Genomic DNA, 12,898 nt, shown 5'->3' with positions numbered 1-12,898 from the left:
AGCTATACTTGGATTGGAGTAGCAGGAGAGGTTGTGCTTTTCGCCAATATATGGATATAACATCGCCTGTGACCTCAAATTTACTGGAGTATAGAAACAGTTCGTGTTATGGCTTATTCACTTTTTTGGCGATACCACATTTTCTACGGACAGTTCTTTCGGCGAGGGCTGCGGCATTTCTGGCCTGATCCTCAGAGCCTCCATCCTTAATAACCTCATTATATATGGTTTTGTTTTCTATAAGGCCCTTTAGGACACAGGTAAACCCTGGGCTGTCTTTACCACTGAAAGGCTCCTTTTTTTTGGGTTTTGCAATCAACTCCCCAAACAAACGATCTTTTAATACGTTATCTTTTTGAACCTCTACTACCAATGCATATAGGGTATTTTGATCTTCTGGATCCATATCATTCACCTTATCCATAGCATTAGAATATTCATCATTGGTAAAATTAAAATATTCATAGATGTCAAAGTAGTTATTTTCTTCTTTTTCATCCTCCTGCACCTCTTCTTCACTCTGTATTTCTTCTTCATTTGGATAGCCTTCTTCGCTTTCTTGGCTTACTCCTTTGATCACAGATACTAGTAACATTATAAAAATGGGTAGCCTCTTCATTTGTTCTATAGTTTTAAATTAATTGGGTATAATAAACGTTTGGGAACGTCCTTTTGTTACCTGTTTTCCTTATTTTTAAACTTTTATGTAAAAATAGTTTGTTTTTTTACTAGATGCATAATTAAGGATTTTATTTTTGTTTACTAAATTCGTGGCATGCTTTTTGGTTTTTATGAAATAAATTGCCTAATTTGAGTCGATTTTTAAGGTTATTTTAACAATAAAAAGCATTTTGTCTCGTTAAATAACCGGTGTAATTAACCTATAAACTTATAATACATTAAACACCCAAACATTATGAAAAAATTATTTCTACTACTATTTATGCTAGGCGCAGGATTAACTTCTCAAGCTCAAGAAGACTGGAGAGTACTTACTACAGTTTTTGATCAAGTATATTCATTAGCTACAGATCTTGGCGAACAAACTGATAAAGTTGTCGCAGCTGGTAATGTAATTTCTGTAATTACTGGCAAAGGAACTATATCTGTACAAAAAAAATTAGACACATCTAAACCTAAGGATTTAAATCATTACCAATATCTTTTGTTAACTACAGCTGGAAAAAGTATCTTATTAGATAAAATGAATGCTGAACGTGTAATTGAAACTTTTCAAGCTAAACTCCTAAAACTAAAAAATTCTTTGGCAGAAAATCAAGATGCTGATGTAGAAAATATATTGAAAGATTTGTTTAACTAAAACAAATCTTTACATACAAAAACAGCGACCCAAATAGGTCGCTGTTTTTATATGTATAGGTTTTTAAGTCTACTATATATCATTCAACAATTTGGTAATTTCATCCAGTTTTGGAGTTAGGATTACCTCTATACGCCTGTTTTTACTTTTACCATCGGTAGTCTCATTAGACGCTACAGGGGCAAACTCCCCTCTACCTGCTGCAGTAAGACTTTGTGGGTCTATATCTTTATTTTGTAACAAAATGTTTACAATTGCCGTAGCCCGTTTGGTAGACAGATCCCAGTTGCCTGCTATTTGTGTGTTACCAATATAAGGATCATCATCGGTGTGCCCTTCTATCAACACCGCTATATCGGGGTTTTCTGCCAATACCTCTCCTAATTGCTGTACTGCTTTTTTTCCTTGTGTCCCTACTGCCCAACTACCAGACTCAAACAGTAATTTGTTTTCCATAGAGATATATACTTTACCATTACGTTCTTCTACCGTTAGTCCTTTTCCTTCAAAATTGCGCAGGGCTTTGGATATCGCGGTTTTTAATGCTTGCATTTTGGCATCTTTTGCTGCAATTAGTCCTTCTAACTCGTTAACTCGCTTAGAGCGTGCTGCTATTTCTTTTTCTAACGCATCCAAACGGTTACGCTCTGTGGCAAGGGCTCTTTCTTTTTCTTCTAACCTTGCCAGCAGCTCTCTATTTTTTTTGCTATTGGCGGCGATGGCATTAGAGCTATTTTTTTCTAAAGCGTCATAGGAGTCTTTTAGGTTTTCATAATTAGCCAAAGTAGCATTATAGTTTCCTTGCAGATCGTCTCTTTCTGCTTTTAGCTTTTGATATTCAGCATCTAATTGCTCCAGTGCTTTTTTATCTGCTTCACTGGTTCTTTCTAAACCTGCTAACTGATCTTTAGTTTTGCGATTTTCGCGTTTAAGACGAGCATATTTACTTTCTAATTCTTTATATACTTTGGTACTTACACAAGAGGTCATTAACGCTCCTACAAGTATCATACATAGAATTTTTTTAATCATTTTTTATTAATTTATGGGGTTGTTTTTACTATAAAAATAAAGAAGCTTAATATCTACTTTACTACCTATTTTTGTTTATTAAAATTACACCTCTAACTCGACAACAATAGGGCAGTGATCACTATGTTTAGCTTCTGATAAAATAACGGCTCTTTTTAACTTATCTTGTAATGGCGTAGATACCATACCATAATCTAATCGCCAGCCTTTATTATTTGCTCTGGCATTTGCTCTGTAGCTCCACCAGGAATATTGGTCTGGTTCTGTATTAAAATGTCGAAACGAATCGATAAAACCACTATCCATAAAGTTTCCTATCCATTCTCGCTCTACTGGTAAAAACCCAGATACGTTTTTGTTACGCACCGGATCGTGTATATCTATTGCCTGATGACAAATATTATAATCTCCTAATATAACAAGGTTAGGTCGTTCTTTTTTCAGATCGTTTATATAGGTCTGAAAATCTGCCATGTATTGCAACTTATGTTCTAAGCGATCTATATTGGTACCACTTGGCAAGTAAAGACTCATTATAGATACGCCATTAAAATCTGCCCGCAAGTTACGCCCTTCAAAATCCATATATTCTATCCCGGTACCATACTCTACATGATCGGGTTCTTTTTTAGACAGAATAGCGACACCACTATATCCTTTTTTTTGGGCACTATACCAATAATTATAAGCGTATCCTGCCTCTGCAAACATATCCAGATCTAATTGTTCTTTATTGGCTTTTATTTCCTGAAGACAGATTACGTCTGGATCTGCTTGTTGTAACCATTCTAAAAAACCTTTGTTTATTGCTGCTCGGATTCCGTTTACGTTGTATGAAGCGATTTTCATGGAAGTATTCGATTTTAATTTTTAGTAAAAATAAAACTTATGAAAGAAAATGAATACTATATCGATATTTTTTAATCTGCTAAATCCTGTTCTATTCTAATTATTTTTTAGGATCTTTATAATTCTAGTCTATAGATAATACCACAAATCATGAAGAATATGCTTAAAATAGCTTGTGCACTACTGCTGCTTAGTACTTATAATTGTGCTCCTTCAAAAGGAGGGAAAGATACTGCTAATACTAGTAACTCTCCTGTTATCGCTAAAAACGAAAATGCTACAGATATGCAAGAAAAAGGGTTTGCAAAAGGAACTATACTTGTTAATAAATCCAAAGATTGTCCTTATATCCTAAATGTAGAAGCGTATAAAGACAATCTTGATCCTATTAATATTAATGAGTTTTTTAAAACCGAAATCCCTGAACAAGTTTGGATAAAATTTGCCAGCCTTAGAATGCCAAGCAGATGCAATGATGCTCGCCCCGTTTCGATTTCAGAAATTCATAAAAGAAAGGAATAAATTACTCTACTACAAACTTAGCAGAGTATCCTTTTTTCTTTTCCCCATATCTAACAAAGTAAACTCCTGTTTTTGCATAAGACATATCTATACTATATGCAAATCTGTCATTAGCATCTTTTTGAACCAGATTAGAAGCAATTATTTGCCCTAGTACATTAAAAATATATACGCGTAATTCTTTTTCTAATCCAGTATCTTGCTTAGTGATCAAAAACTGGTTGTCTGAATTATTAACCACAAACACCTCTGTACTTGCCTTTTTACTCTCTCCTATAGTCACCGCATAATCATGAGTTGTACCTTGTTGCATAGAGCCACAGGGCTCATTTAAAGGCGCACCATTATTTGTATCGACATCTCCTGCACGAATTCTAAGAATATGCTTTCCTAAAGGAATTTCTTTAGTAAGAGAAAGTATAATATCTTGATTTGTATTTGCTTTTTTTACAATTATATTATCTAATAGTAGTTCTGATTCTTCAAAAACTGTATTATCATTACTATCGATCCATAAAGAAAAACGTTCTGCCCCATCTGCATTTGCAAATCCTGTTTGTATGGTTAGCACATATGCTCCAACAGAACGATTTAACTTAATATTGAAATCTATATCTTTAGTAAAATCTTCGTACCCAGTGTTACAAATAATAGGTGCATTCGTAACATTAGATAATTGAAAATAAGTAATCCCATCTCCAAATTGATTACAATCTGAAGTTGGTCTGCAAAATACTCTTTCTATCGTTGTTGTAATAACATCATTAGATGTATCCTGATCGCCTCGTAATTCTGTTCCTGTTCTAAATTCAAAGCTGCCAATCCCTGTTACATCTGCGTCTACAGTAAAAGTATAATTTACAGACTCTTGTGATGGTACAGTTCCTGAAAATACTTCACTTATAGTATCTCCATTGTTCAAAATATAAAATACAGGAATATTGGACTGAGATTCACTACCGTAATTAAAAATAGTTACAGTTACCTGCTCTGGAGCAGTCGAAACCCCACTATCTGATGTTGGTGTAACCAGTTCTGATACTCCTACATCTACAGGAAATAAATTTCTTAATTTTTTGGTAGTACAATCATTTTCTGGCGTAACATCACCAGTCAAATTTGTCTGCACTTCGATAGTATGTGTGATTTTTTCACTAAGATCTGCTGTTGCTACAAAAGAGAAAGAAGCTGTTTGTCCTGGATTAAGAGGCCCTGCAAACAACTCATTAATCGCTATAGCTCCATTAACAGAATAACTAACTGGAATATCACTTTGGGTAGTAGTTCCAAAATTTTTAATAGTTACCGTAATTGTTTCTGCTGTACTAAATTTAGCATCTCCTATTGGGGTATCCATACGTACTACTCCTACATCTGTTGTAACAACTTCTGCTACTTTAAAAACTCCTACTACATTTCTAGCATTCTCTGCTACAGGTTCAAAGTATTCTGCAATATGCCAAAAAGTTTGGTCATCCAAAGGGTCTACCGTAAGATGTGCATAATCCCCATAACGTTCTCCTCCATTAACCTGAGCTCCAGTTCCTTCTTTAATCGTTTGCTCTGAAATAGTCATTGTTCCAAGAGGATCTTCTGCAAATCTGCCTGTATATCGAATAGAAACAAAGCTATCTGCTGTTGCTCCGTTTGCTATAGTACCCATTGTGGTATATGCCATACCTATATTACCAAAAATATCCATAGCCATACTACCACACCACGCACTTTTACCATCTGGAGAGGTATAAGTTCCTTCTTGAAAAACAGTCCAAGGTTGCCCATCCCCATTTTGGCGTAACTCATACCATCGTATCCCTGATATATTATCTGCTACTGGGTCTATATCTATTGCAAAATTAAGCACTACAGAGTTATACCCGCAAAACCTTCTGTAATTAGTAGCATACATAACTGCTCCTTGTAGCACATCTATATCTTGACCAGTACCACCTGGTTGTGGAATATTACTAAACGATCCTCCATCAAACACAGAGTCAAATGGTGTAACTGCTATATTTTCTGCCTCTATAATGGTTGATTGACGAGGAGCTGACCAATTAACATCTATTTTCCAGAATTTTAATGCATCTTGGTTTACATCCTCCCACTCATCATCCTGAAAATAAACTACTCTTGCATCTCCATCAGGAGGCAATTCGTTTCCTAAGGCATTAAAAGCAGCTGTACTATAAAAACCACCTGTATTTCCTCCTGGAAGAGGAAAACCAATCATTTTAGCACTTTCGTCGCCTATCAGCATTTTATCTCTTTCCATTACATACACTACCTCATTATCTCCTATTGCATTTTGATTTTTATTGGTAGTCACATAATATCCATCTGACCAGATAGAAAACTTTGGATAATCTGGAAAAGCATCTGTGTTAAATCTATAGGTATACCATTTATCATTTACTGGATCTGAACCCTGACAAACTGCTACCAAAAAGCCATCTGGAGTATTTGAAAATTGTGTTATCACAAAACGATCTGCAAAATGATCATAAAAGACAATAGGATCTCCTAAAATTTCGCCTGAAAAAATATTAGATAATGAGGAAGAAGCAACTTCTGTATTTCCATTTCTATCATGTATAGCAAAGGCAGAGTTTCTTGCACTAACATAGTGATTAGGCCCTATAGCCCCTGTAGGATCTGTGGGTGATCGAGAGCTAGAAGTAGCATCAAATGTAAGAGATGGTGCTTTTCCTGCTCTTATATTTTGATTATTTTTTTGACGTACAAGCAATGGATCTGTACCTCTGGGAAATCCTTTACCAGGAACAATTTTATTAGCGTCTGATCTTCTTGGATTAATATCTCCTTTTCTTGGCTGTGCAGGCATTAATTTTCTTTTTGCCAGTGGTTGCACTTCTTTCATATAGGTAGCGGTAGTAACCTTACTCGCTTTCATTATTTTTTTTTCTTGTGAAAAAACTATTGTCACAAAAAACAGAAAGGAAACAACTATAATTTTCTTAAATAACATAGGTGATAATTTTAATACCTGATTTTTTTTATTACGTCTAAAATACGACTTAACTTCAGAATATGATAATTACAAAACATTTTATCCCAAGTTATTACTAAAAAAAAGCTTTCTTTTAAAAGAAAGCTTTTTTTAGTTTGAAAATTATTTTAACCAATACTCTACATCGGTTTTTTCTGCAATAATGTTTTTTAGATCTGCAATGGGCACTCGTTTCTGTTCCATGGTATCTCTATCTCTAATAGTAACTGTATTATCTTTTATAGTATCGTGATCTACAGTAATACAAAATGGAGTACCATTAGCATCTTGCCTTCTGTATCGGCGACCTATTGCATCTTTTTCGTCGTAGATAACATTAAATTTCCATTTTAGATCTTCTACAATTTTATCTGCAATCTCTGGTAAGCCATCTTTTTTAACCAATGGAAGTATTGCTGCTTTTACTGGCGCAACAACTGCTGGTAATTTTAATACTACTCTACTAGTACCATCTTCTAATTCTTCTTCTTGTAAAGCTGTAGCCAATACTGCTAAAAACATTCTATCTAATCCTACCGAAGTTTCTACTACGTAAGGAACATAACTTTCTTTAAGTTCTGGATCAAAAAATTGTAGTTTTTTACCAGAATGCTTTTCATGTGCTTTAAGATCAAAATCTGTTCTAGAGTGTATCCCTTCTAACTCTTTAAATCCAAACGGAAAGTTAAATTCTATATCGGCTGCTGCATTTGCATAATGTGCCAATTTATCGTGATCATGAAAACGATAGTTTTCTTTACCTAGACCTAAAGATAAATGCCAGTTTAATCTAGTTTCTTTCCAGTACTCGTACCATTTCATTTCTTCTCCTGGGCGAACAAAAAACTGCATTTCCATTTGTTCAAATTCTCGCATTCTAAAAATAAATTGTCTTGCTACAATTTCATTTCTAAATGCTTTTCCAGTTTGTGCTATACCAAATGGTATTTTCATACGACCAGTTTTCTGCACGTTTAAAAAGTTTACAAAAATACCTTGTGCTGTCTCTGGTCTTAAAAATAGGTCTGTAGCAGATTCTGCAGATGCTCCTAATTTGGTACCAAACATCAAATTAAATTGACGCACTTCTGTCCAGTTTTTGGATCCAGTTTCTGGATCTGCAATTCCTAACTCTTCAATCAATGCTTTTACATCTGCAAGGTCTTCGTTTTCTAAAGACTTTGCCATACGTTGTATTATTTCTTCCTTTTGTGAAAGATATTTTACAACTCTTGGGTTTGTGGTTATAAATTGTGCTTCATCAAAATCATCTCCAAAACGTTTTTTGGCTTTACCGATTTCTTTTTGTGCTTTTTGATATAGTTTTTCGGCATAATCCTCAATAAGCACGTCTGCTCTATATCTTTTTTTAGAATCTTTGTTATCAATAAGAGGATCATTAAAAGCATCAACATGCCCAGAAGCTTTCCAGGTTGTAGGGTGCATAAATATTGCGGTATCAAGCCCTACAATATTTTGGTGCATATTCACCATACTTTTCCACCAATATTCTCTTATATTTTTTTTAAGTTCTACACCATTTTGCCCGTAATCATATACAGCGCTAAGTCCGTCATAAATCTCACTAGAACCAAAAATATACCCATACTCTTTAGCATGGGAAATCACCTTTTTAAATTTATCTTCTTGTTGTGCCATTCCGCAAAAATAACTGAATTAAAATAAATTGAAAATGAATTTATAGAATTAATGTTCTTTAAAAGTAATTTCTGATAAAAGCATAAAAAAACCGTCATATTTTTTTTATAAAACATGACGGTTTTTTACTTTTCTACAAATACTATTTCAATTCAAATTGTGTATTTGAAATCATTCTTGGTCCAGAGAAAAGGTTTACTACATAGTTCCCTTTAACAAGTTCTCCTTCTGCCGCATCTACTAATACACAAACGTCTAAAGCTTCATTTTCATAAAACACTTTATTACGACCACTATAAGTAAGTACTGCATCATCAAAATTTACAGATATTTTATCCCCAATAAGATTGTTTTCTGGGTTAATAACCTGTACAAAAAGTTCTTTATCTCCTTTTTCTGTTAACTTATTAGGAGAAAGCGTAAAACAAACTCTTACTTTTTCTGCTCTGCTAGCTTTAGAAGCATCTGTTATTTTACCGTTGTTACGAACTCTTACTCCTTCTGCTTTTATATTAGCAGCAGTAAGAGCAGCTCCTCTTTCAACGATTTCAGCCAACTTGCTGTTTTGCGTTTGTAAAGAGTCTGATAAGATAATTCTTTGATTAAGAGCTACAGAAGTACTATCTAAATCTGTTGTCAATTGAGTGTTTGCTACTGTTAAACTATCGGCTAGTTTAAATAATCTTTCACGTTCTTTTTTAAGTTTACCAACTTCTCTTCTGTAGCGAGAGATTAATGCTAAGTTAGCATCATTGTCTTTTACACTATCTAATAAGACTACAATCCTTTCTTTTGCTTTAAGCAAATGGTCGTCCATTACTTCATTAAGAGCAATAGCATTGTCATACTTTGTAATTAATTCTCCTAATTCGCTTTCAATAAGATCTTTTTCTTGTTGCAAAATTGCTTTATTTTGCTTCTCTTCGTTATAAAACTTATACGTAAATATCCCTAAAATAAGCAAAAGCGCTGCTAAAACACCAATTAGAATCTTAAGGGTCAAGTTATTGTTTTGAGTTGTCATAATTAAAATTTATAATTTTTGATGGTTATTTTAATGGCTAAATATAATAATTAATGTTAATCTCCTTATCAAAATGCTAAAAGACTTAGCTTATTTGTTCTTTCCTATATGTTGTGGAGCATGTGACAGCCCATTATATAAAAACGAAAAATTGCTTTGCACTTCTTGCAGACATCAACTCCCATTAGGGAATTTTCATAACGTAAACGCAAAAAAAATTGAAAAAGTATTTTATGGTCGTGTCAAAATTGAAAATGCCACTTCTCTTTTTATTTTTTACAAAGATAGCTTAGTTCAAAACTTATTACACAATTTAAAATATAGAGGACAAGAAGAAATAGGGATTGAATTAGGAAAATGGCTAGGACAAGAACTACAACAATCTACTAAATACCAAGACATTGACATAGTAATTCCTGTTCCTTTACACAAAAGAAGAATGCGACAACGAGGGTATAATCAAGTAGAAAAATTTGGAATTGAAATTGCTAAAACACTGAATGCCGAGTACATAAATTGTGTATTGAAAAAAATTTCCTATAATAAAAAACAATCTAAACATAAACTAAAGAATAGATGGAGAAATACTGTTGAAACATTTGGAACACAAAAAGAGTCTTTACTTATAAATAAACACATTCTTTTGGTTGACGATATTGTAACTACTGGTGCAACTATAGAGTCTTGTGTGAATGTATTAAAACATATACCTGGCATTAAAATAAGCATTGCAACAATGGCAATAACAGAATAATATATATGTTAGAGACAAAAGATAATGCTATATTAAGATCTAGAATTCTGTTATAAACTAAATATTACTTCTGTTTTAATATGGTTTCTAAATAGAGTTTCATTATGTTTTTTGTTTTTTAAATATAGTTGTTTCTTTGTGTCTTAAAAATTATCCTGGAGATTATGAGTAAAAGAATAAATACGATACTCCTTATTTTAACTTTATTGGTAATGGTTATTAGCTGTGCCAAAAAGGGTTCGATATCTGGTGGTCCTAAAGATGAAAAACCTCCGGTTTTTATAAAAGCTTTGCCTCCTAATTTTTCTACAAATTTCAACAAAAATGAAATCCGTATATATTTTGATGAATATATTAAATTAAAAGATCCTCAGAAACAAATCATTGTTTCTCCACCCATGGATCCTAAACCAACTATTACCCCTCTTGGAGGTGCAAGTAAATATATAAAAATAGAATTTCTGGATACTTTGCTTCCTAATACAACCTATAGTATAAATTTTGGAGAAAGCGTAGTAGACAATAACGAAGGAAATGCTAATCCGTTTTTTAGATACGTGTTCTCTACAGGAGATTTTTTGGATTCTCTAAGTATAAAAGGCACTGTAGGAGATGCTACTCAAAAAAAACCAGATTCTTACATTACAGTCGCGCTATATGAAATCGACGAAGAATACTCTGACTCATTAGTATACAAAACTGTCCCCCGATATATTACCAACACTTTAGACAGTATCGCTTTTAGCCTACACAATCTAAAGGAAGGAAAATTTAAATTAATTGCCCTAAAAGATGTTTCTAATAATTATTTATACGAACCAAAACAGGATAAAATAGGATTTTACGAAGAGATTATTACTCTTCCTGAAGATACTGCTAAAGTTTTTAACCTTACTCTATTTAAAGAAACTCTTGAATTTAAAGCATTAAACCCAAAACAAGTTTCAAAAAACAAGTTCCTGTTTTCTTATGAAGGAATACGCGACAGCATGAAAGTAGCATTATTAAGTAATACTCCTGAAACTTTTGAAACAAGAATATTTCCAGATAAAGAAAAAGACACATTACACTATTGGTTTAAACCATTTTTTAAAGCAGATTCTTTACTATTTGAGGTTAGTAATTCTACAAATTACAAAGATACCCTAATCGCTAGGTTTAAAGATCAGTACAAAGATTCTCTTCTGATTAACTCTACTGGAGGATCTATTCTTGCGCCTAATAAAAATTTTATTTTTTCTGCAAATACTCCTTTGGATAGTATTAATGAAAAACTAATTTCTCTAACCGATAAAGACACTTTAGATATTCCTTTTTCTATAGTATTAGACACCTATAAAAACGAAGCAGAACTTACTTTCGAAAAAACAGAAAATAACGCGTATCAATTGCAGTTTCTGCCAGAAGCGATTAAAGATTTTATAGGAAATGTTAATGACACTATAAACATTAATTTTAGAACAAAAAAAGTAGCCGACTATGGCACTATTTTCTTGACCCTTCAAAATGTAGAAAACTACCCTGTTCTGGTTCAAGTTACTAATGAAAAAGAAGAAGTAATCTCAGAAAAAATAGTTCGAACCCAAGAAACTCTAGTTTTTGATTATCTCGACCCTAACAAATACTATGTAAGAGTAATTTTTGATAGTAATGACAACGGAAAATGGGACACAGGTAGTTTCTTAAAAGGAGTACAACCTGAAGAGATTCGTTATCTTGCTGAACCCATTGATGTGCGAGCAAACTGGGAAATAAAACAAACTTTTATTCTAGATTAACTGAAAAGCATCTCTATCCTCTAAAAAAGATAATTTTTGTCTATTACTTTTGATATGGAACTTATCTAAAGTGGCGTATATAATAGTTTCTTTTTCTACAGGAGATTCTTTTAAAATGGTGTTTCCTAAAACATCATAAATATTAGAATGCCCATTGTATTCAAACCCTTTACCATCTAATCCTATACGATTTACTCCTATACAATAACTCATGTTTTCTATCGCTCTAGCCTTTAGCAATGCATCCCAAGCATTAATACGAGGTTTTGGCCAACTAGCTACGTATAACAGCATATCATAGCCCGAAGTATTTCTTGCCCAAACAGGAAATCTAAGATCATAGCAAATTAAAAGTTTAATTTTCCAACCCTTAAAATCCACAATTACCTCCCTCTGTCCTGCTGTAAACACTTCTTGTTCTTTGGCTAAGGTAAACAGCTGATGCTTATCATAGATCTCACAAGTACCATTGGGGAGCATAAAAACCAAACGGTTATAAAAATTTTCTTTTTCTTTTATAATAACACTTCCTGTAATTGCACAATCTGTTTCTTTAGCCATTTTTCTCATCCAATCAACAGTATCTCCAGTCATTGTTTCTGCCATTTCATTAACATTCATAGTAAAACCTGTTGTAAACATTTCTGGCAAAATGATCAAATCTATTTTTTGAGTAATTGAATTTATTTTTTGAGTAAAAGCGGCACGATTCTGCACTGGATTTTCCCAAGCCAAGTGAGATTGAATTAATGCTATTTCTAAAGTTTCTTTCATCTATAATTATTCTATATTATATCCATTTAATCATCTTTACTATTGATCTTTAAAAATACTAAAATCTAATCTCTAAAAAATATTTTTTTTAATTAGTTAAATCCTGTTGTTAATTAGATATCCATATTTTAAATCATCTCTAGCTTAATTTATATATCTTGAATGTTCTTTTCAA

General features: G+C 33.0%; 11 protein-coding genes. 4 read left to right on the top strand and 7 right to left on the bottom strand.

The window, feature by feature from the left end; all coding sequences use genetic code 11:
* Positions 1–106 precede the first annotated feature (106 nt).
* Complete coding sequence (locus H527_RS0106240) at positions 107–595, bottom strand: hypothetical protein (protein ID WP_027411909.1); 489 nt, start codon at positions 593–595, stop codon at positions 107–109.
* Positions 596–916: 321 nt separating this feature from the next.
* Between H527_RS0106240 and H527_RS0106235 the strand changes: the two genes are divergently transcribed.
* Positions 917–1,321 carry a hypothetical protein gene (locus H527_RS0106235; RefSeq protein ID WP_027411908.1) on the top strand — a complete coding sequence of 135 codons (405 nt, stop codon included), beginning with the start codon at positions 917–919 and terminating at the stop codon, positions 1,319–1,321.
* A gap of 72 nt (positions 1,322–1,393) precedes the next feature.
* Here H527_RS0106235 and H527_RS0106230 read toward each other — a convergent pair whose 3' ends face one another.
* Both H527_RS0106230 and H527_RS0106225 read right to left on the bottom strand, forming a co-directional pair.
* Positions 1,394–2,353, bottom strand: coding sequence for an OmpA/MotB family protein (locus tag H527_RS0106230; protein ID WP_027411907.1), 960 nt, complete (start codon positions 2,351–2,353; stop codon positions 1,394–1,396).
* Between the two features lie 84 nt (positions 2,354–2,437).
* Complete coding sequence (locus H527_RS0106225) at positions 2,438–3,202, bottom strand: exodeoxyribonuclease III (protein ID WP_027411906.1); 765 nt, start codon at positions 3,200–3,202, stop codon at positions 2,438–2,440.
* 150 nt (positions 3,203–3,352) lie between these two features.
* Between H527_RS0106225 and H527_RS0106220 the strand changes: the two genes are divergently transcribed.
* Positions 3,353–3,724 carry a hypothetical protein gene (locus H527_RS0106220; RefSeq protein WP_027411905.1) on the top strand — a complete coding sequence of 124 codons (372 nt, stop codon included), beginning with the start codon at positions 3,353–3,355 and terminating at the stop codon, positions 3,722–3,724.
* 1 nt (position 3,725) lies between these two features.
* Here the strand turns inward: H527_RS0106220 and H527_RS0106215 are convergent, their stop codons facing one another.
* The 3 genes from H527_RS0106215 to H527_RS0106205 form a co-directional block, all read right to left on the bottom strand.
* Positions 3,726–6,638 (bottom strand): T9SS type A sorting domain-containing protein, encoded by a 2,913-nt coding sequence (locus H527_RS0106215; RefSeq protein WP_051316659.1) that lies wholly within the window; start codon positions 6,636–6,638, stop codon positions 3,726–3,728.
* A 219-nt stretch (positions 6,639–6,857) separates the two neighbouring features.
* Entirely contained in the window at positions 6,858–8,393 is a 1,536-nt protein-coding gene (locus H527_RS0106210) for a glycine--tRNA ligase (protein ID WP_027411903.1), read from the bottom strand.
* 142 nt (positions 8,394–8,535) lie between these two features.
* Positions 8,536–9,417, bottom strand: a complete 882-nt coding sequence (locus H527_RS0106205) for a hypothetical protein (protein ID WP_035087528.1) — start codon at positions 9,415–9,417, stop codon at positions 8,536–8,538.
* 73 nt (positions 9,418–9,490) lie between these two features.
* Between H527_RS0106205 and H527_RS0106200 the strand changes: the two genes are divergently transcribed.
* Together H527_RS0106200 and H527_RS0106195 are read left to right on the top strand one after the other, a co-directional pair.
* Complete coding sequence (locus H527_RS0106200; protein ID WP_027411901.1) at positions 9,491–10,171, top strand: ComF family protein; 681 nt, start codon at positions 9,491–9,493, stop codon at positions 10,169–10,171.
* Between the two features lie 164 nt (positions 10,172–10,335).
* The gene (locus tag H527_RS0106195; protein WP_027411900.1) at positions 10,336–11,949 is read left to right on the top strand and encodes an Ig-like domain-containing protein; all 1,614 of its coding nucleotides are present in this window, start codon (positions 10,336–10,338) and stop codon (positions 11,947–11,949) included.
* Here H527_RS0106195 and H527_RS0106190 read toward each other — a convergent pair.
* Positions 11,941–12,723 carry a nitrilase family protein gene (locus H527_RS0106190; protein ID WP_027411899.1) on the bottom strand — a complete coding sequence of 261 codons (783 nt, stop codon included), beginning with the start codon at positions 12,721–12,723 and terminating at the stop codon, positions 11,941–11,943. The genes H527_RS0106195 and H527_RS0106190 overlap by 9 nt on opposite strands.
* Positions 12,724–12,898 lie beyond the last annotated feature (175 nt).

It is taken from the genome of Aquimarina muelleri DSM 19832 (genome assembly GCF_000430665.1).
GTDB lineage: Bacteria > Bacteroidota > Bacteroidia > Flavobacteriales > Flavobacteriaceae > Aquimarina > Aquimarina muelleri.
Note: the sequence above shows the minus strand (reverse complement) of the source record. Positions and strands in the feature narration are given on the sequence as shown.